General features: G+C 70.6%; 21 protein-coding genes. 11 read left to right on the top strand and 10 right to left on the bottom strand.

All coding sequences use genetic code 11. From position 1 onward, the window contains the following. Positions 1-15: 15 nt before the first annotated feature. Positions 16-654: an alpha/beta hydrolase family protein gene (locus tag B2363_RS01960; RefSeq protein ID WP_286928080.1), complete on the bottom strand. Its 639-nt coding sequence runs from the start codon at positions 652-654 to the stop codon at positions 16-18. A gap of 88 nt (positions 655-742) precedes the next feature. On the opposite strand from B2363_RS01960, the gene B2363_RS01955 reads away from it, so the two are divergent. The 5 genes from B2363_RS01955 to B2363_RS01935 all read left to right on the top strand — a co-directional run bounded on the left by B2363_RS01955 (position 743) and on the right by B2363_RS01935 (position 4,712). After that, positions 743-1,699: an alcohol dehydrogenase catalytic domain-containing protein gene (locus B2363_RS01955; protein WP_286928079.1), complete on the top strand. Its 957-nt coding sequence runs from the start codon at positions 743-745 to the stop codon at positions 1,697-1,699. Positions 1,700-1,760: 61 nt separating this feature from the next. After that, a complete protein-coding gene (locus B2363_RS01950; protein WP_286928077.1) occupies positions 1,761-2,810 on the top strand; it encodes an FUSC family protein in 1,050 nt (349 codons plus the stop codon). A gap of 106 nt (positions 2,811-2,916) precedes the next feature. Continuing rightward, positions 2,917-3,981, top strand: coding sequence for a helix-turn-helix domain-containing protein (locus tag B2363_RS01945; protein ID WP_286928076.1), 1,065 nt, complete (start codon positions 2,917-2,919; stop codon positions 3,979-3,981). A 187-nt stretch (positions 3,982-4,168) separates the two neighbouring features. Further along, positions 4,169-4,426 carry a type II toxin-antitoxin system RelE/ParE family toxin gene (locus B2363_RS01940; RefSeq protein ID WP_286928075.1) on the top strand — a complete coding sequence of 86 codons (258 nt, stop codon included), beginning with the start codon at positions 4,169-4,171 and terminating at the stop codon, positions 4,424-4,426. Then, a complete protein-coding gene (locus tag B2363_RS01935) occupies positions 4,410-4,712 on the top strand; it encodes an addiction module antidote protein (protein ID WP_286928073.1) in 303 nt (100 codons plus the stop codon). The genes B2363_RS01940 and B2363_RS01935 overlap by 17 nt, the downstream gene beginning before the upstream one ends. Before the next feature lie 32 nt (positions 4,713-4,744). Here B2363_RS01935 and B2363_RS01930 read toward each other — a convergent pair whose 3' ends face one another. The 3 genes from B2363_RS01930 to B2363_RS01920 all read right to left on the bottom strand — a co-directional run bounded on the left by B2363_RS01930 (position 4,745) and on the right by B2363_RS01920 (position 6,799). Continuing rightward, complete coding sequence (locus tag B2363_RS01930) at positions 4,745-5,221, bottom strand: TspO/MBR family protein (protein WP_286928071.1); 477 nt, start codon at positions 5,219-5,221, stop codon at positions 4,745-4,747. A gap of 44 nt (positions 5,222-5,265) precedes the next feature. Then, positions 5,266-5,742, bottom strand: coding sequence for a UdgX family uracil-DNA binding protein (locus B2363_RS01925; RefSeq protein WP_313600920.1), 477 nt, complete (start codon positions 5,740-5,742; stop codon positions 5,266-5,268). Between the two features lie 220 nt (positions 5,743-5,962). After that, positions 5,963-6,799 (bottom strand): sulfurtransferase, encoded by an 837-nt coding sequence (locus B2363_RS01920; protein ID WP_286928070.1) that lies wholly within the window; start codon positions 6,797-6,799, stop codon positions 5,963-5,965. 114 nt (positions 6,800-6,913) lie between these two features. Between B2363_RS01920 and B2363_RS01915 the strand changes: the two genes are divergently transcribed. Beyond that, positions 6,914-7,651, top strand: a complete 738-nt coding sequence (locus tag B2363_RS01915) for an MBL fold metallo-hydrolase (RefSeq protein WP_286928069.1) — start codon at positions 6,914-6,916, stop codon at positions 7,649-7,651. A gap of 12 nt (positions 7,652-7,663) precedes the next feature. Here the strand turns inward: B2363_RS01915 and B2363_RS01910 are convergent, their stop codons facing one another. Together B2363_RS01910 and B2363_RS01905 are read right to left on the bottom strand one after the other, a co-directional pair. Continuing rightward, a complete protein-coding gene (locus B2363_RS01910) occupies positions 7,664-9,376 on the bottom strand; it encodes an AMP-binding protein (RefSeq protein WP_286928067.1) in 1,713 nt (570 codons plus the stop codon). 132 nt (positions 9,377-9,508) lie between these two features. Continuing rightward, positions 9,509-10,621 carry a ScyD/ScyE family protein gene (locus B2363_RS01905; RefSeq protein ID WP_286928066.1) on the bottom strand — a complete coding sequence of 371 codons (1,113 nt, stop codon included), beginning with the start codon at positions 10,619-10,621 and terminating at the stop codon, positions 9,509-9,511. Positions 10,622-10,808: 187 nt separating this feature from the next. On the opposite strand from B2363_RS01905, the gene B2363_RS01900 reads away from it, so the two are divergent. Next, positions 10,809-11,402 carry a TetR/AcrR family transcriptional regulator gene (locus B2363_RS01900; protein WP_181756673.1) on the top strand — a complete coding sequence of 198 codons (594 nt, stop codon included), beginning with the start codon at positions 10,809-10,811 and terminating at the stop codon, positions 11,400-11,402. 48 nt (positions 11,403-11,450) lie between these two features. Continuing rightward, positions 11,451-11,996, top strand: a complete 546-nt coding sequence (locus B2363_RS01895; RefSeq protein WP_181756672.1) for a MarR family winged helix-turn-helix transcriptional regulator — start codon at positions 11,451-11,453, stop codon at positions 11,994-11,996. Here the strand turns inward: B2363_RS01895 and B2363_RS01890 are convergent, their stop codons facing one another. The 4 genes from B2363_RS01890 to B2363_RS01875 all read right to left on the bottom strand — a co-directional run bounded on the left by B2363_RS01890 (position 11,997) and on the right by B2363_RS01875 (position 15,625). Next, positions 11,997-12,302: a hypothetical protein gene (locus tag B2363_RS01890; protein ID WP_286928065.1), complete on the bottom strand. Its 306-nt coding sequence runs from the start codon at positions 12,300-12,302 to the stop codon at positions 11,997-11,999. A 114-nt stretch (positions 12,303-12,416) separates the two neighbouring features. Then, on the bottom strand, positions 12,417-14,210 hold the full coding sequence (locus tag B2363_RS01885) for an acyl-CoA dehydrogenase (RefSeq protein WP_286928063.1): 1,794 nt from the start codon (positions 14,208-14,210) through the stop codon (positions 12,417-12,419). A gap of 48 nt (positions 14,211-14,258) precedes the next feature. Beyond that, positions 14,259-14,963 (bottom strand): GTP pyrophosphokinase, encoded by a 705-nt coding sequence (locus B2363_RS01880; RefSeq protein WP_181756669.1) that lies wholly within the window; start codon positions 14,961-14,963, stop codon positions 14,259-14,261. 35 nt (positions 14,964-14,998) lie between these two features. Continuing rightward, a complete protein-coding gene (locus B2363_RS01875; RefSeq protein WP_078700620.1) occupies positions 14,999-15,625 on the bottom strand; it encodes a TetR family transcriptional regulator in 627 nt (208 codons plus the stop codon). 171 nt (positions 15,626-15,796) lie between these two features. On the opposite strand from B2363_RS01875, the gene B2363_RS01870 reads away from it, so the two are divergent. The 3 genes from B2363_RS01870 to B2363_RS01860 form a co-directional block, all read left to right on the top strand. Then, positions 15,797-16,888, top strand: coding sequence for a ferredoxin reductase (locus tag B2363_RS01870; RefSeq protein ID WP_206680094.1), 1,092 nt, complete (start codon positions 15,797-15,799; stop codon positions 16,886-16,888). An 11-nt stretch (positions 16,889-16,899) separates the two neighbouring features. Next, positions 16,900-18,177 carry a fatty acid desaturase family protein gene (locus B2363_RS01865; RefSeq protein WP_181756667.1) on the top strand — a complete coding sequence of 426 codons (1,278 nt, stop codon included), beginning with the start codon at positions 16,900-16,902 and terminating at the stop codon, positions 18,175-18,177. 374 nt (positions 18,178-18,551) lie between these two features. Continuing rightward, on the top strand, positions 18,552-19,091 hold a 540-nt coding region (locus B2363_RS01860; protein ID WP_286928056.1), incomplete at its 3' end, for a DUF6801 domain-containing protein.

Below are 19,091 nucleotides of genomic sequence, written 5' to 3'. Positions count from 1 at the left end.
TCGTCGTGCCGACGCCTAGCCCAGCGCTGCGACGAACTCCGCGACGAAGCGGTCCTGGAAGGCGTCGTGGTCCAGGCCCGGCGTGGGCACCTTGTTCGACGGCAGCGGCGACATGAAGTCGAAGTGGCCGACACCCTCGTGGCGACGCAGGTCGACTCCGGCGGGAGCCGGGCGCAGCACCTCGGCCGACTCCGGGGGCGTCACGTCGTCCTCCGACCCGACGAACGCGGTGATCGGCACCGTGACCTCGTCGAGGGCGTCGGGCCCGGCGAACCAGCCGGCCGCCGGCGCGAGCACGATGACTCGGGTGACCCGCGGCTCCGAGGGGACCTCGAACGCCTCGCCCTGACGGTTCCGCGGTTGGGCCCCCGCGAGGCACAGGGCCGCGCACCCGCCCAGCGAGTGCCCGGCCGCCACGACAGGGAGGTCATCCCGCCCGATCTCCGTCAGTGGCACGCGGAGAGCGGACACGCGCTCACGCACCACGTCGTCGGTGAAGATCTCGGTCAGGTGATGGGCCGGCGCGGCCACGATGAAGCCCGCGTCGGCGGCGGCGCGGAGCAGCCGCTCGTAGCGGGACGGGTCGCCGCCCGCACCAGGGGCGAACAGCAGGATGCCGCGGGGATCGTCGGACGTCAGCAGGATCGGCGTCATGCCCACGACCCTACGCACGGAGGACGCCTTCGGCACGCGCGACGAGCACCCTTGACCTCAACTCCGGTTGAGGTTGTCTCATGGGCTCATGCACGCGATACGACACCACGAGTTCGGCCCCGCCGACGTCCTGCGCCTGGAGACCCTCCCCGATCCGGAACCGGCACCAGGCCAGCTCCGTATCGCCGTCGAGGCAGCCGGCGTGCACCTGCTCGACACCTCCATCCGTGCCGGGGAGGCGTTCGGAGCCGGACCGGCGCCCGAGCTGCCGCTCGTCCCCGGCCGCGAGGTGGCAGGCGTGGTCGACCGGATCGGCCCGGACGTCGACGCGGAGTGGCTCGGACGCCGCGTCGTGGCACATCTCGGCTTCGGTGGCGGTGGCTACGCGGAGCAGGCGGTCGTCGACGCCGGGCGCGCCCACCCGATCCCCGACGGGATGGACGCCGCCACCGCCGTGGCCGCGATCGGGACGGGTCGCACCGCCACCGCGATCCTGGAGCTCGCCGAGCTGGTGCCCGAGGACGTCGTCGTGGTGACCTCGGCGGCCGGCGGACTCGGCCCGCTGCTCCTCCAGGGCGCGGCGAACGTCGGCGCACGGACCGTGGGGCTGGCCGGCGGTCCGGACAAGGCCGCGCTCGCCACGCGGTTCGGCGCCACTCTCGCCCTCGACCACCGCTCCCCCGACTGGCAGCTCCATCTTCGCGACGCCGGCATCCCCACCGTCGTCCTCGACGGCGTCGCGGGACCCATCGGGCGCGCGCTGTACCGCGGCCTCGCGCCGGGAGGTCGTCTCGTGCGCTTCGGCTGGTCGTCGGGTGAGCAGAACGACTACGCCGACCCGCAGCGACGGGTGATCGACGTGCTGGGCCCGCCGATCCTCGACCGGATCGAGGAGTTCGAGCGGGCGGCGCTGGCCGCCGCGGCGGACGGGACCCGCGTGCCGCACGTCGGGACGGTGCTGCCCCTCGCCGAGGCGGCCGAGGCCCATCGGGCCCTCGAGACGCGCACCGCGGTGGGCAAGGTCGTGCTGGTGGTGCCGCGCTGATCCAGCGGGGCGGCCGGCATTCCGACGTGCCCGTCTTGCCGCGGCGTGCCACGGTGAAGGGATGGAAACAGCGCGCGCGTGGCTCCTCGACCGGTGGGTGAATCACCCCCGGATCGCCCTCGCGCTGCGCGCGGCCGTCGCCGCCGCGATCGCCTGGATCCTCGTCCGTTTCGTCCCCGGCTCGCAGGACTACCCGTACTACGCGCCGTTCGGCGCGATCATCGCGACGACGTCGACCCTGGCCGGCTCGGTGCGCGAGTCGCTGCAGGCGGTCGGCGCGATCGTCGTCGGCGGCGTCATCGCCTGGCTGGTCGACACCGCGACGGGCGACAACGTCGCGGCGTTCACGCTGGCGATCGTCGTCGCACTGTCGGTCAGCGTGGCCGGGTGGCGTGTGCTGGGCGCCATGGGCGGCTGGGCCCCGACGGCCGCGGTCTTCACGCTGATCATCGGCCACGGCGAGGCGCAGTTCATCGGCGCGTACGGGGGCCTCACCCTGTTCGGCGCGCTCGTGGGGATCGTCGTCAACATGGTCGCGCCACCGCTGCCGCTCGCACCCGCACGGGCGGCGGTCGGCCGCACGCGCGAGGTGCTCGCGGAGCAGCTGCGCGAGATCGCCGACCTCATGGTCGAGCACGATCTGCCGACCCTCGACCAGTGGCACCGCGAGCACTCCGAGCTCCGACGCGCCCGGACCGAGATGCGCGACGCCGTCTCGCAGGTCCACGAGTCGCTCACCGCGAACGCGCGGGCGCGACGCCACCGCGACGCCCTCGCGGTCCTCACCGAGGAGGCCGACGGCCTCGACCGGATCTCCCTGCTGGTGTCCGACATCAGCGACCTCCTCCTGCGGCCCCACGGCGTGCCGGGTGACCCGTCGACGCAGACCGTGCTGAGCGACGACGTCCGCGAGCCGATCGCCCGGGCCATGCACCGGGTCGCCGACGCACTGGACGCCTACGGGCACGGCGCGGACGTGGACCCGAGGCTCGAGGCGGCCGACACCGAGCTGAGCGCGCTGCTCGAGACCCGGGCCGGCGAGACCCACGAGCAGCTGCTCGTCCACAGCGTCGTGCTGTCACTGCGACGCGCGCTCGACACCTTCGCCTGACCTGCGCCAGGGCATCGCCGCAGGTCAGGGGCACAGGCTTGACGGTCGAGTCGCGATTCGACCCGCGAATTCCATCGACCGCCTCCCGCGCTGGTTGACTCGGATCATGACATCGTCGAAGAAGGCATTCGGTCAGTTCGTGACCGTGAAGCGGAAGGCCGCCGGCCTGACGCAGGCAGGGCTGGCAGAGCGTCTGTTCGTCACCGAGTCAGCGGTCTCCAAGTGGGAGCGCGGGGTCTCCTACCCCGACATCTCCATGGTCGCGCCGCTCGCCGAGCACCTCGGCGTGAGCGAGGGCGAGCTGATCCGGGCCAGCGACGACGTGGTGGCGGCACGGGTGGACCGCGAGGCGCGCTTCTACCGGCGGTGGCGCGCGGGGATCCTGTGGACGACCGCGATCAGCTACGCCGTCGCGCTGGTGGCGTGCCTGATCGTGAACCTCGCCGTCGAGCAGACCCTGAGCTGGTTCTGGATCGTCCTGGCCTCCGTGGGGGTGGCCTTCAGCCTCACCACGTTGCCGCTGGTCGTCACGGAGCGCCGGGTCCCGACCGTGGTCGGCGCCTTCCTGGTCAGCCTGCTCGCGACATTCACCGTCGCGTGGGCCATGAATGGGCGCGGCGAGTGGCTGCCCATCGCCGTCGGGGCGGTGCTGCTCGCCGTCGTGGTGGTCCTCGGCCCGCTGGCGTTGCGCCACGCTCCCCTGCCCGCTCCGTGGTCGCGGCACGAGGTCGTGATCGCGCTGGCGCTCGACACGGTCGCACTCGTGGCCTTCCTGTTCGTGGTCATGCTCGCCACCGACCAGCTCGACACGTGGTGGAGCCAGACCGTCCCGATCACCGCCCTGGCCCTGGTCTACCCCTGGGTCGTCGCCCTCGTGGTCCGCTACCTGCCGGCCCCTCGCCTGATCCGCGCCGCCGTCATCATCGGCTTCAGCGGGATCTACACGTGGCTCTTCCAGACCGCCGTCGGTCGGATCCTGGGCGAGTCCCGCCAGCCCGTCGACCTCAGCCGCTGGCGCGACCCGTACATCAACGGCAACGTCTCCCTCCTCGTGCTGGTCGCCTGCCTCGCGATCGCGGCGGTCCTCGTCGTGGTGTCCGCCGTGCAGGCCTCACGCGAGAGGCTCCCCGCCCCCGCCGTGGACGCGCACGGCATGCCCGGCGCGTCGTGACCTCGTCGCTCAACTGACGGGCGGGCGGCGCGCAGCGGCCCCAGCGGCTTGTCAGTGCGGCATCGCATGCTGCCCTCGATGATTGAACAGAAGTCGGGTGTCGGTTATAGTCGACACATTGCCGAGGTGGTCAGCAGTGCCACCTTCGACAAAGTGGCTCAGGAAACTGCAGGACCGACAAGCCAGGTTGCGCATCCTGGAACGGATCGATCGACTCGCGCACGGGAATGCGGGCGACACGAGAGCCGTGGGCGCGGGCGTGGCGGAACTGCGACTCACGTACGGCCCGGGCTACCGGGTCTACTACATCCGCGACGGTGGCCTCTTGATCGTTCTGTTGTGCGGGGGCGACAAGTCCTCACAGCCGAAGGACATCGAGCGGGCACACCGGCTCGCTGATGAATGGCAAGCACAGAAGGAGGCCCCTGATGGCGACCACCCCTGAGGTGTTCCAAAGGTTCGATCCGGCCGACCATCTCGAGAATCTCGCCGACGTCACGGACTACCTGCAGATCGCCCTCGACGCCTCACGTGAGGACCCGACGGCGGTTCCTCGCGCGCTCGGCGTCATCGCTCGGTCGCGGAACATGAGTGAGCTCGCGCGCACGGTCGGCATGAGCCGGGACGGCCTCTACCGTGCTCTGTCCGAGAGCGGCAATCCTCGGTGGTCGACCGTCATCAAGGTCACCCAAGCGCTCGGGCTGAGATTCGAGCTGCATCCCGTCGCCTAGCGGGTGCAGGAGAGCAACCCTGGAACCTCGGGTCAGCGGCCGCGGTTGCTGCGCCAGATCGCCGCGGTGAGGACGGTCGCGAAGCCGCTCCACAGCGTGTAGGGCACCAGGGCCCAGCCGGCGCGGGGCGAGGCCGCCCCGGCGGTGCGCGCGAGGTCGGCCGAGCTCGCAGCCAGCGCGCCCGCCACCGCGATCGACGGCACGAGCCTCTGGCCTCGGAAGAACACCCAGCACCAGCCGGCGTTGAGGCCCATGTTGAGTCCGAGCCTCATCCGGTACCTGCTCGCCTCGGCAGGCGTCATCCGCGACTGCGCGTCGAGCGAGGCGGCGCCGATCGAGGCGTAGAGCGCCGTCCACACCGCACCGAACACCGGTCCCGGCGGTTGGATCGAGGGCTTGCGCAGCGTCCGGTACCAGAGGCTCTTCATGCCGGTCGAGGTCGCGACGGATCCGAGGGCTGCCGCGGCCACGGGGAGTGCCGCGCTGCTGACGATGCTTCGGGGCTCCATCCAGCCACGGTAGGCGCGGGCCCGAGCCGCCGCGATCCGAGTGCTCACCGGACGCCGGCGGCGAGCCGCAGGTCGTCGGCGAGGTGCCTCAGCTCGTCGGCGTAGTCGCCGCGGTCGCGCAGGCGCAGCAGTGACGACGGGTGGGTCGTCACGACGACGGCGGCCCCCGGGAGCGCGTCGTCGATCACCTGGCCGCGCTCGGCCCCGATCTTCACCGGGCGGCCGAGGACCGAGCGGCCGGCGGTCGCCCCGAGGCAGACCACGGTGCTCGGCCTGACGACCTCCAGCTCGGACTGGAGCCACGGATGGCAGGCCTCGATGTGCGTGATGCCGGGCTTCTGGTGGATGCGGCGCTTGCCGCGCTGCTCGAAGCGGAAGTGCTTCACGGCGTTCGTGAGGTAGACGTCCGAGCGCGGCACCCCGGCCAGCTCGAGCGCCTCATCGAGGACCCGGCCGGCGGGACCGACGAAGGGCTCGCCCTCGAGGTCCTCGCGATCACCCGGCTGCTCGCCCACCAGCATGATCGACGCCGACGCGCGGCCCCCGCCGAGAAGACGGCCTGCGTCGCATCGCGGTAGAGCTCGCAGTTGCGGCAGCCCTCCACGCTCTCCCGGAGCTCGTCCAGCCTCGTCACGACTGCGGAGTACCCGGAGGGCGCCCGTCCACGCGCGTAGCGCCGCGGGAAACGGGTACCCACTGGCGTCAGGGGTCAACCCCGCCGGTCGGGAGTTCGGTCGGCGCTCAGTCCCGCTCGAGCGGCCGCGCGGGGTCCGCGGTCCACGCGTTCAGCGAGCCGTCGTAGATCGCGACGTCGTCGCGACCCAGACCCCTCAGCGCGAAGGCCACCGCGGTCGCGGCGATGCCGCCGCCGCAGTACGTCACCGGCGCCACCTCCGGATCCAGGGCACCGACCGACTCGAAGAGCGGACGCAGCTCGTCGAGGCTGCGCAGCCGGCCCCGGTCGTCCACCAGCTCGGAGAACGGGACGTTCACGCTGCCGGGGATCCGGCCGCCGGCGAAGTCCTCCCGGTCGAGGGAGTTGATGAGCAGCACCGAGGAGCCCTGCGTCGCGGCCTCCACGTCGGCGGTGGCCACGCTGCGCTCGGGGTGCCGCTCGGCCCTGAAGGTGGCGGGAGCGGGCGAGGCGTCGCCCGACTCCACTGGCAGCCCGGCGTCCTCCCACGCCCTGAGCCCGCCGTCCAGCACGACGACGTCCTCGTGGCCCTCGAACGCGAACTGCCACCACAGGCGCGTGGCCCAGATGCCGTTGACCGTGTCGTACACGACGACGGTGTGCTCGTTGCCGACGCCGAGGTCTCCGACGACGCGCGCGAACTGCTCGGACGGAGCGGCCTCGAACGGTGCCTCGCCGCCGTGGACGGTGAGGTCGGTGAGCTGGTCGGCGAAGACCGCTCCCGGCAGGTGCGCCTCCCGGTAGGTCTCTCGTCCGGACTCGGTGTGCGCGCCGTTCTCGTCGAAGGTCAGGTGGACGGTGGCGTCGACGACGCGGACCGACGGGTCGTCGAGCCGGTCCTTCAGCCACTGGACGTCGACGAGGCGGGGATGCGAGGAGGTCATGCTCCGAGCCTAGGTCGGCGCGAAACCCTCGGCGCCCCGTCTCACCTGGTGCGCAGCATGCATGCGGAGCGTCCCGGGCGGGTACTGGAAGTGCACGGACGCGAGGGGGAATCGATGGGCATCTCAGAAGTCGGCACGGGCATCGTGCGGATCGAGCAGGCCGGCACCAACTGCTATCTCGTGACGCGCGGCGAGGCTCCGTTCTTCATCGATGCGGGCCTCCCCCGAACGCGTGAGCTGGCCGAGCAGGCACTGCGCGACGCCGGCTACGGCTGGGGCGACGTCAGCGACGTCATCCTCACCCACGCCCACTTCGACCATCTCGGGTTCGCCGCGCACGCGGCGAAGGCGGGCGCGTGCGTGTGGGCGCACGTCGGGGACCACCGGATCGCGGCCCACCCCTACCGCTACCGCCCGGGCCGGCCGCGGCTGCTGTATCCCCTCCTGCACCCGGGCTCCGTCCCGATCCTGGCCCGGATGGTCGCGGCGGGCGCGCTGCGGGTCGAGGGGGTCGAATCCGTCGAGAGCCTGCACCCGTGCGTGGAGGGTCTTCCGGCGGGACTGCGGGTCGTCACGACGCCGGGCCACACGGACGGGCACTGCGTCCTGGAGCTTCCCGACGCCGACGCCGTCTTCACCGGCGACGCACTCGTGACGCTGGATCCCTACACCGGTCGCGAGGGTCCCCGGATCGTCGCCCGCGCCGGGACGAAGGACGCCTGCTGGGCGCTGAAGTCCCTCGACCGGATCGCTGAGACGGGCGCCCGCACCGTGCTGCCGGGCCACGGAGAGCCGTGGCTCAACGGCGTCGACTCCGCGGTCGCCTCGGCCCGCGCCGTCGGCGTCGCCTGACCGCCCGCCGGGCTACTCCCCCGGCGTGAACAGGTGCTGCACCTGTCGTCGCAGCACCTTGCCGATCTGCGAGCGCGGCAGCTCGTCGACGACCTCGACCCGACGCGGAAGGGCGTAGCGGGCGAGGCGCTGCTCGCCGTGCGCGCGCACCACCTCGACCGAGGGGGCCTCGGCCCCAGGCTCGAGCACGAAGGCCGCCAGGACCTGGTCGTCGCCGTTCGCCGTGGCCACCCCGACGACCGCGACGTCGACGATGCCTGGCATCAGGCGCAGGTGGTCCTCCACCGTGGACGGATACACCTTGAAGCCGCCGACGATGATCATCTCCTTGACCCGGTCGACGAGCGTGACCCAGCCGGTGGGGTCGACCTCGACGACGTCGCCGGTGCGCAACCACCCGCCCTCGAGCAGCTGGTGCGCGGTCTCCTCGGGCCGGTTCAGGTAGCCCGCGAACACCTGGGGCCCGCGCACGAGCAGCTCGCCGCGGCGCGCGCCGCTCTCGTCGGGCTCGACCTCGCGCGTGTGGTCGTCGATGTCGACGATCCTCATGTCGGTGTTCGGGAACGGCACCCCGAGGGTTCCGGGGCGCCGGGTCGGCAGGCACGGGTTGCCCAGCGCGATCGGCGCGCACTCGGTCATGCCGTAGCCCTCGATCAGCAGTCCCCCGGTGAGCCGCTCCCAGCGCTCCACCGTGGCCGGCGGGATCGGCATGGCGCCGGCGAACCCCAGCCGCGCCTGCCGCAGTCCTTCGAGCGGCGGGTTCGGCGAGGCCTCCACGGCGGCGACGATGCGCTCGAACATCGGCGCGACCCCGGCCATGAACGTGGCGGGCCGCCTCCCGAACGCCTTCACCACCGTCTCGGGCTCGAAGTTCGGGAACATCACGAGCGTGGCGCCGATGTGGCCGGGCAGGTTGAGGCAGAAGGTCAGCCCGAACGCGTGGAAGAACGGCAGCACGCCGTAGACCGTCTCCTCGCCCTCGCGGAACGACGCCCAGGCCTGGCCGTGGACGACGTTCGCCACCAGGTTCCGGTGCGTCAGCATCGCCGCCTTCGGCGTGCCGGTCGTCCCGCCGGTGTACTGCAGCAGGGCGAGGTCGTCGGCCCCCACCGGAGCGGCCGCGACGTCGCCCCGGGCGTTCTTCAGGAGCGTGTGCCAGTCGGGCACGCCCTCAGGGACCGTGCCGCGCAGCGCGCTGCGCTTCGCCCGCGCCGCCTTCACCGGCAGCCTCAGCAGCAGCTGGGCCGAGGTCGGCAGGTCGCGGCTGATGTCCACGCTCACGACCTGCAGCGACGAGTCCCCGCTCGCGGCCAGCACCGTCGCAACGACCTTGTGCCACGCGAGCGCGTGCTGCGCGCCGCAGTCGACCAGCAGGTGCGCCAGCTCGGCCTCGGTGTACGTCGGGTTGAGGTCCACGACGACCGCCCCCAGCCGCAGCACCGCGTGGTACGCCACCAGGTGGCTCGGGCTGTTCGGCAGCACCAGCGCGACGGTCTCGCCCGGCCCGACGCCGAGGTCGCGGAGCACGACCATCGCGCGGCGGATCGCCCGGTCGGTCTCGGCGAACGTCGCCGTCGCGCCGAGGAAGTCCGTCGCGATCCGGTCGGGCCACCGCTGCGCCGCTCGCTCCAGGCCGGCGGTGATCGGCTCGTCGGGGATGTCGATCTGCGTCGGCACACCGGGTCCGTAGTGGACGGACCAGGGGCGCTCACCGTGCTCGTGCATGTTCCTGCCTAGCGGGGTCGGGGGTCGGACGCCGGCGGGCTCCGACCTCCCGAGTCTAGGAGTCGTGGGGCGCGGCGAGAGGCGCCGGTCCGAGTACCGGCGCCCGCCGCGCACGACCCGCGTGACGTCCGGTCAGGACGCCCTGCGGAACGCGCGGTCCGAGACCTTCACCACCTGTCCGGCGCCCTCGATCCCGAGGAAGCCGGCGATCGACCACGCGGTGGCGTACAGCGACCCACCGGAGAGCACCACGCCGGTCGGCATGGTCACCTGGGCGTACGTCCGCTTGCCCCACGGCGAGACCTTGACGATCTGGCCGACGGTCGACGGGTCGAACTCCGGTCCGGGCTCACCCTCGGGCATGCCCTCCAGGACCTCGGTGACGTACATCGTGCCGTCCTTGCCGACCGCGATGCCGGTGGGCGAGGTGAAGCCCTTGATCACCTTGCGCACCTTCGCGGTCCGCGCGTCGAGGACGTAGACGCGACCCTCGCCGGGTGCCTCACCGGTCAGCGCCGACACGTAGATCGTGTTGCGCGGACCGTAGGCCAGACCGGTCGGGACGGCGTCGCAGCCCGTGTGGGCGGCGTCGTTGTTCGGCCGGCCCTCGCAGGCGCCGGTGTTGATCGTCGGCGGGACGAAGAACGTCGACACCCGGCCCTTCGAGCTGACGCGCAGGACCGCGTTCGCGCCGCCGTCGGCGACGAGCACTCCCGGGTGTCGTCCTCGCTCGGCCAGCAGGCTGAACGGGTTCGACAGCGCGTCGAGCGGCGTGGTGCCGTCGGGCGCGAACTGGGTCTGGCCGTCGGGGTTGTACTTCAGCTCGTGCGCCATCAGGTCGGCGAACACGCTGACCTTGCCCTTCGAGGCCACCAGCACCGAGGAGCCGGGGTACGGCCCGGCGGGTGCCGACGGATCGGCCTCTCCGGTCACGATGGCGATGTGCTTGCCGACCCTGACGGCGCCACTGGCGGCACCGGGCCCGAGGCCGCTCACCAGGGTGCGCACGCTTCCCCGCCTCTTCGGATCGACAGAAATCACGCGGCCGGCTCCGGACTCCATGACGAGCAGCCGGTGGTGGCCGTCCTGGGAGATCTGGAACGGGCCCTCGAGGCCACCGGCCACGACGGTGATCGGGCGGGGCGCGGGGCGGTGCTTCCCGTGGGCGGAAGCGGACGGCGCGAACGCCAGGGCGACGCAGGTCGCGGTCGCGACGGTGGCGACGACTCGTACAGCTGGGCGCATCTCGGACTCCTTACGAGGGGGACGGGTTCCCGAGATAATGTGACCTACATCACACCTAGCATGGAAGGCGCGCTCGGTGAACCCCCCGCTCGGGCCGTCCTGTGAGTGGCGGGGGGACTGTAACCAGATGTTTCCCACGAAGCCCGAGGGCATCCGACCTAGGCTCACCGGGACGGAGGTGACGCACGTGGTGAGGCTCCACGCGGAGGAACGACGCAAGCAGCTGCTCGCTGTGGCACGCGAGGAGTTCGCGCGCGTCGGGCCCGAGGGCGCGCGCATCAGCGACATCGCCCGGCTCGCCGGCGTGAACGTCGCCCTGCTGTACCGCTACTTCGACTCGAAGGAGCAGCTGTTCGAGGAGGCGATCGTCGAGCCGATCGACCACCTCCTGCAGGACGTGCTCGCCCAGACGATCGCCGGCAGCATCAACGGGTCGTCCGAGGCGGTCAAGATCTTCTACCGCTCGCTGCTCCTGGTGTTCGTGGAGTACCTCGACCTCTTCAACGTGGTGCTGTTCCGCGATCGCGACAGCGGCCAGGAGTTCTACCTGCGTCGCATTGCGCCGTTCATCGACTCCCTCGTCGACCAGGTCCGAAGCGCCGACGAGCTGTGGTCGCAGAAGGCGGACCCGAAGCTCACGGCCCCGATGTGCGTGGGCATGTGCTGGGGCGTCGCCATGGACGCGCACTTCCGAGGCATCGACCTGGACGCCGACGAGGTCGCGGAGACCTTGGCGGCGATGACGTTGCACGGGCTCTCGGGTCGACCCCCGGCGAATTGACGGCGATCCTGCTTGGCCCGTCCCTGAGTGCCCACTAGCGTCGGCGCCATGACGCACAGCGGGCCGTGGCTCGACGACGACGAGGCCGAGGCGTGGCTCGCGCTCGTCTCCATCCTGGAGGTCCTGCCGGCAGCGCTGGACGCCCAACTGCTCCGGGACGCCGACCTGACGTTCTTCGAGTTCCTCGTCCTGGTGCAGCTGGCGGAGGCAGGTGACGAGCCGATGCGCCTGTCCGACCTCGCGGCCGCCACCCACACCTCGCCACCGCGCCTCTCGCGCGTCATCGCTCGGCTGGAGAAGGACGGACTGGTCACGCGGACTGCGGACTCTGACGACGCGCGGTCGCGCCACGCGGACCTGACCGACGCCGGGTGGCAGCGACTGGAGACCGCCTCCCCCGGGCACGTCGACCTGGTGCGCGAGATCTTCGTCGGTCCCCTCACCCGCGAGCAGCTCGGGCAGGCCCGCCGGATCGGCAGCCGCATCCTCGCAGTGCTCGATCCCGGCGGCAGCGTGCTCGCGGGCACGCGCGACTCCACGCGAGGACGTCAGGGACTCTCGCGGCTCCCCCAGCGGCCCGAGGTCACCGACTGATCAGGTCCGGTGGACCTTCCAGAAGCCGAGGATGAAGGTCGCGATCGCGGACCCGAGTGCCATCGCGACCCAGAAGGCCAGGTCCCACGACGTGGTGGTCGAGCCCTCCTGGGAGGGCTGCTGCACGAGCTGGACGAACGAGAACACCCACACCACCGCGGTCAGCACCATGAGACCCCTCAGGAACTGACCGCCGCGCTTCGTCGGCTGACCCGGGGCAACGGCATCGGTGTTCCGCTCGCTGGCTCGATCCTGAACACCGTGACCGCCGTCGTGGCGGAGATCCGGGGTCTCCGACGCACCCATGACTTTCCTCCTGGGAAAATAGTTGTAGATACAACTTTCTGATCCCAGTCTAGGCCGGACCGCCGGGGTCCACAACTCGCGTGTGACGTCGCCCGCCGGACGACGGCGTCGCCGTCAGAGCGCGGCGGGATCCAGGTCCAGCACGGTCCGGTCGAGGGAGGCCAGCAGGTCGAACTGCGGGTCGACCTTCGGCAGCTCGAACGCGAAGAAGTACCGGGCCGCGGCACGCTTGCCGTCGAAGAACGTGTCGGAGCGATCGCCCACGGCCAGCAGTTGCTCGAGCCAGATCCACGCGACCACGACGTGGCCGGCGGCCTCGAGGTAGACCGCGGAGTTGGCCAGCGCCAGCGCCGGGTCACCACCGGCCCACAGCTGCGACGTGACCTCGACGAGACGGGCGACCCGGGCGTCGAGCTGCGCGGCGTAGGCGGCCGCCGGGCCGTCCACGTCGGCGGCGCGCTTGATGGTCTCCTTGATCGCGCCGACGAGCGTCGCGAGCCCGGCTCCCCCGCCGGCGATGACCTTGCGGCCCAGCAGGTCGAGGCTCTGGATGCCGTGCGTCCCCTCGTGGATCGGGTTCAGCCGGTTGTCGCGGTAGAACTGCTCCACCGCGTAGTCGCGCGTGTAGCCGTACCCGCCGTGCACCTGGATGGCGAGGTCGTTCGCGACCAGGCACCACTGCGAGGGCCACGACTTGGCGATCGGGGTCAGCACCTCGAGCAGGTCGTGGGCCCGCGTCCTGGCGGCCTCGTCGGCCCCGGTGAGCTGCTCGTCGATGAGCCGCGAGCAGTACAGCAGCAGGCCGAGGCCACCCTCGACGTAGGACTTCTGCGCCAGCAGCATGCGACGGACGTCGGCGTGCTGGGTCAGCGGCACCATCGGGGCGGACGGGTCCTTCGCCCCGGGCACGCGGCCCTGGGTGCGCGTGCGGGCGTAGTCCAGGGCGTGCAGGTAGCCGGTGTAGCCGAGCGCGACCGCGCCCATGCCCACCGAGATCCGGGCCTCGTTCATCATGTGGAACATCTGGGCCAGGCCCTGGCCCTCCTCGCCCACGCGGTGGCCGATCGCGCCGGGCGCGCCGCCGGGCGTGGCGAGACCCTCGCCGAAGTTCAGCAGCGTGTTCGTGGTGCCGCGCCAGCCCATCTTGTGGTTGAGGCCGACCAGTGCGACGTCGTTCCGCTCGCCGATGGCCCCGTCCTCGACGAGGTACTTCGGCACGATGAACAGCGAGATGCCCTTGACGCCCGGGGGCGCTCCCTCGACCTTGGCCAGCACGAGGTGCACGATGTTCTCGGTCAGCTCGTGGTCGCCGCCGGAGATCCACATCTTCGTGCCGAACAGGCGGTAGGTGCCGTCGTCCTGGCGCACGGCGCGCGTGGTGATGTCGCCGAGCGACGAGCCGGCCTGCGGCTCCGACAGGCACATCGTCCCGTACCAGCGGCCCTCGATCACGGGCACGGCGTAGTCGCGGACCTGCTCCGGCGAGCCGTGCTCGACCAGCAGGTTGGCGTTGCCGGTGGACAGGAACGGGTACGACGACGCCGCGGCGCTCGCCGCCTGGAAGAACGCGAAGGCGCCCTGGCTCACCACGAAGGGCAGCTGCATGCCGCCGAGCTCGGCGTCGAACACGCCCGCGGGCATCCCGGAGTCGCGGTAGACCGCGAGCGCGGCGCTGAGCTCGGCCGGCAGGACGACCTTGCCGTCCTCGCCCACGACCGGCTCCTGCGTGTCGAGCAGCCGGTTGATCGGCGCGAACCGCTCGGTGGCGATCGTCTCGGACAGGTCGAGCACGGCGTCGAACGTGTCCCTCGAGTGCTCGGCGTACCGCTCGCGCTCGGCGAGATCGGCGGCACGGAGCCAGTCGAAGAGAAGGAAATCGACGTCCCGACGGGACAGGACCACGGACATGGAGAACTCCTGACTAAGCGCTTGCTTAGTCACTCTAGCCGACGTCCGTCAGCTGAGGGAACGGATCTCCTCGCGCAGCCGGCCCATCTGGGCGTCCAGGTCGGCCGCGGTGCCGGCCACCTCGGTGAGCTTGTCGCTCAGGTGCTCCGGCACGTGCATGCCGTACTTGTAGTAGATCTGGTGCTCGACGCTGGCCCAGAAGTCCATCGCGATCGTGCGGATCTGCACCTCGACCGGCACGTGCACCGTGCGGTCGGAGAGGAACACCGGCAGCTGCAGGATCAGGTGCAGGCTGCGGTAGCCGTTGGGCTTGGGCTCGGCGATGTAGTCCTTGGTCTCCAGCACCGTCAGGTCCTGCTGCTGCGTGAGCATCCGCGCGAAGCGGTAGGTGTCCTCGACGAAGACGCACGAAACCCGGATGCCCGCGATGTCGCGGATCCGCTCGCGGATCGTGGGCAGGTCACGGGGGCAGCCGGTGCGGTCGACCTTGGCGACGAGGCTCTCGAGCGTCTTCAGTCGCGACTTCACGTGCTCGATCGGGCTGTACTCGTGGGCCAGCTCGAACTCCTCGCGCAGGATCGAGATCTTCGTCTCGATCTCGTCGAGGGCGAACTTGTACTCCATCAGGAAGCCCGACATCTGCTGCTGGGCCTCGCGCAGGCGGCGCCGGAACTCCACCGGGCCGTGCGGGGTCCCGGCCAGCTGGCGCAGGACCCCGAGGTCCAGTGACTCGGACGCCTCGGAACTCGTCATGCCTCCATCGTGCCCGGGCGCTGGTGAGGCCCCGCTCAACTGCGCCAGTCCTTGAAGCCGAGCACGATGAGGCGCATCTGACGCCGCGCGCCCTCGCGGATCTTCTCCTCGAGGTCGGGGCGCCCGGCCGGCATCTCCACGACCTCCTCGGCGTTCGCGACCATGTTGCGGACGAAGAGGCGCGACACCATCTGGACGTCGTCGGCGCTCCAGGTCTCGATGTTGGGCAGCCGCGCCAGCACCACCGCGAGCTCGGAGACGAAGAGGTCCAGCTCGTGGCCGATGGCCCGGCGCACGGCCTCGGACCCCCCGACGCGCTCGCGCGCCACGAAGGCGAAGTCGGCCTTGTTCTCCTTGACCGCATCGATGAGGATCTGAGCCGCGGCGTCGATGATCTGCAGGAAGACCTCGGGATCGCGCGACGCGTCGCGGATCATGGTGCGCAGCGTCCCGAAGCAGCGCTCGACGAGGGCCAGGCCGAGCTCGTCCATCGAGGCGAAGTGCCGGTAGAACGCCGCCGGGACTACGCCGGCGCGCTTGGCCACCTGCCGCAGGCTGGTCTGGGCGAATCCCTGCTCGCTGCTCAGCTCGAGCGCGGCGTCGAGCAACGCACCGCGCGTGCGCTCCTTCTGGAGCTGACGCGCGTTGACGGCCTCGGACACGCGCCCAGCCTAGGGCGTGGCCTCCAGCCACGGTTGGGTGAACACGTGTTCCACGACACGGCACGTCGTGTTGACCGACCCCGGCCCCACCTGTCATCCTTGGGTGAACAGATGTTCACTGACATTGGTGGACGCCGCCCCGCTCGCCGCGCCGCTCACGACAGGAGTCCCATGGGACTGATCCGCAAGGCCTTGGCCTCACCGGTCGTCACCAAGGTGACGTCTCCTCACCATCCTGACGAGTACCTGACTCTCCTGCACCCCATGCTCACGGTCGAGGCCGTTCGCGGCCGCGTCGTCGACGTGATCCGCGAGACCGGCGCCGCCAGCACGGTGGTGCTGCGTCCCAACGGCGCCTGGTCCGGGTTCACCCCCGGCCAGCACGTGGAGTTCGGCGTCGAGGTCGAGGGCACCCGACGGGTCCGCGTCTTCAGCGTCTCGAGCTCGGCCGAGCGCAAGGACGGCATGTTCAGCGTCTCGGTGAAGGCCCACCCCGACGGCTACGTCTCCCAGTTCCTGCACGCGGGCAGCCTGCGCCCCGGCACGGTCGTGTACCTCTCCCCCGCCTCGGGCGAGTTCGTCCTGCCGAAGCGCGTGCCCGAGCACATCCTGCTCATCAGCGGCGGCTCCGGCATCACGCCCGTCATGAGCATGCTGCGCACCCTGGCCGACCGCGGCCACCGGGGCCGCGTCACCTTCCTGCACTACGCGCGCTCGCGCGACGACGAGATGTTCTCGATCGAGCTGGACGCGATGGCCGAGCTGCCCTTCGTCGACATGGTCCGCGTCTACACGCGCGACCCCGAGCCCGACGCGCGGCTCAACGGCCGCATCACGCTCGACCACCTGCACGGACTCGGCCTCGACCCGGCCACCACCCCCACGTGGGTGTGTGGCCCGGCCGGCCTCATCGCCACGGTCACCGAGCTCTACACCGACCTCGACGCGCGTGACCAGCTCACGGCCGAGTACTTCAAGGTTCCGTCGGTCGACCTCGACGCCGAGGACGCCACCGGCGCCGTCAGCTTCGACGCCAGCGGTGTCGACGCCCCGAACTCCGGCGCCACGATCCTCGAGCAGGCCGAGGCCGCCGGGCTCTCCCCCGTCTACGGATGCCGCATGGGTGTGTGCAACACCTGCGCGGTCAAGAAGCTCCACGGCGCGGTGCGCCATGTCATCAGCGGTGAGGTCAGTGCCGACACCGACGAAACGATCAAGGTCTGCGTCAACGTCCCGGTGGGCGATGTCGCGGTGGATCTGTGAAGGAGAAGAACATGTCCCTCTTCCAGCGCACGAAGCACGCGCCGATCGAGCCGCTCAGCGCCTCGGCCCACAACCAGGCGCCCGTCCCCCTGGTCGACGCGTATGACCCGAACCGCAAGTCCACGGTCGGCCTCGACCTCATGACGTACGAGCAGCTCGAGGAGTTCGGCCAGGAGCTCGACGCCGTGCGCCAGCGCGTGCTCGACAACCTCGGCCAGGAGGACGCCGACTACATCCGTCGCGTCATCCGCGTGCAGAAGTGGTTCGAGGTGCTGGGCCGCATCGGCATCTTCCTGCCGATCTTCCCGCCCGCCTTCATCGCCGGCGTCATCTTCCTCGGGCTCTCGAAGATCATCGAGAACATGGAGATCGGGCACAACGTCATGCACGGTCAGTACGACTGGATGAACGACCCGATGATCGACGGCAAGCGCTACGAGTGGGACAACGTGGCCCCTGCGCAGGACTGGAAGCACGGCCACAACTTCATCCACCACACGTACACGAACATCCACGGCATGGACCGCGACATCGGCTACGGCCTGCTGCGGATCGACGATGGCCAGCCGTGGTACCCGAACCACCGGTTCAACCTCCCGCTGGCGTTCCTGCTCATGCTCTTCTTCGAGTGGGGCGTGATGTACCACGGCATCGAGCTCGACGAGTACCTCGGCGGCAAGATGAGCAAGGAGGAGTTCGTCGCCCGCAAGAAGCGCGCCTACGTCAAGGTCCGGCGCCAGCTCTTCAAGGACTACGTCGTCTACCCGGTCATCGCCTGCGCCGCGATCCCGTTCGTCGGCTGGTGGGCCCCTCTCGCGGTGCTCGGAGCCAACTTCACGGCCAACCTGATCCGCAACATCTGGACCTTCCTGGTGATCTTCTGCGGTCACTTCCCGGCCGACGTCGAGACGTTCGACGAGCAGGACGCGCAGAACGAGACCCGCGGCCAGTGGTACCTGCGCCAGCTGCTCGGGTCGGCGAACATCTCCGGCTCCAAGCCCTTCCACGTGATGACCGGCAACCTCAGCCACCAGATCGAGCACCACCTGTTCCCCGACATCCCGGCGCGGCGCTACCGCGAGGTCAAGGTGGACGTGCAGCGTCTCGTCGAGAAGTACGGCCTGCGCTACAACGAGGGCCGGCTGTCCAAGCAGCTCATGAGCGTGGCGCGCCAGCTGGCGATCTACTCCAAGAAGCCGTCCGACCCGTACAAGGTGGGCAAGTCCCCCGAGTCGAAGGCCCTGCGCCGCGCCAAGCGCGAGGCCAAGGAGGCCGCACAGGCTGCCTGACGCCTGCCCGACCCCGCCCCAGAGCGCACCGAATCACTGATTCGGTGCGCTCTGTCGTGTATGTGACCCAGAGTTTCTACCGTCATTCCAGGGGCCAACCGGGTTGTGTGGCAGGTGTGACGTAAGTGGTCACTGACTTTGTAACCACTAGTTGCACTTTCGTTTTCGTGGCTCTAGGTTGTGTGGTGTCTGTCACAGCCGGCTCTCACGAGGGCACCTCTCGCGCTCTCGACGCGTCGGCTCAACTCCCAAAGAAGGACACCCTTGTGAAGAAGATGACGAAGACCGGAAAGGTCCTGGCAACAGGGGCAGCTGCAGCCCTCAGCGCCGGGGCCATCAGTGTGATTGGAGCCGCCAGCGCGAGCGCTGCGGACGTGACGTTGGAGAAGAACTTCCTCTACAAGTGTGAGGTCGTCGCCGGCGGACTGAACCTCGGCATCCAGGACATCGGCGTGCTCGCGTCGACCAGCGTCCCGGACACCGTGACCCCCGGTCAGGTGATCCCCGAGACCCCCGTGAACATCACCCTCACCATGCCGGAGCTGCTCCGCCAGTCCACCGCGCTGCTGCTCGGTGGCCGCGAGGCCTCGGGTGCGTCCACCAACTCGGCCGTCACCCTGACCACGGGTGGACAGACCACGACGATCGCCATCCCGAACCTCGGTGCGCCCCGCACGCCGATCCCGCAGGTGGCCAACGAGCCGTGGCTCATCCCCGCCACCGGACTCGTTCCCCCGATCACGACCCCGGACTACGCGGTCGACTCGGTCGTCATCGGCATGCCGGCCTCGTTCAACATCACCGCGACGATCTTCAAGGCCGACAACTCCACCATCCCGTCGACCCTCGCCTGCAACGGCCCCGCCGACCTGGCGCTGGGCTCGATCGGCGTGACGGAGCCCACGACGGAGCCG

Source organism: Aeromicrobium sp. UBA7512 (genome assembly GCF_002476985.1).
Classification (GTDB): Bacteria; Actinomycetota; Actinomycetes; order Propionibacteriales; family Nocardioidaceae; genus Aeromicrobium; species Aeromicrobium phoceense.
This window is presented reverse-complemented; position numbering and strand designations above follow the sequence as displayed.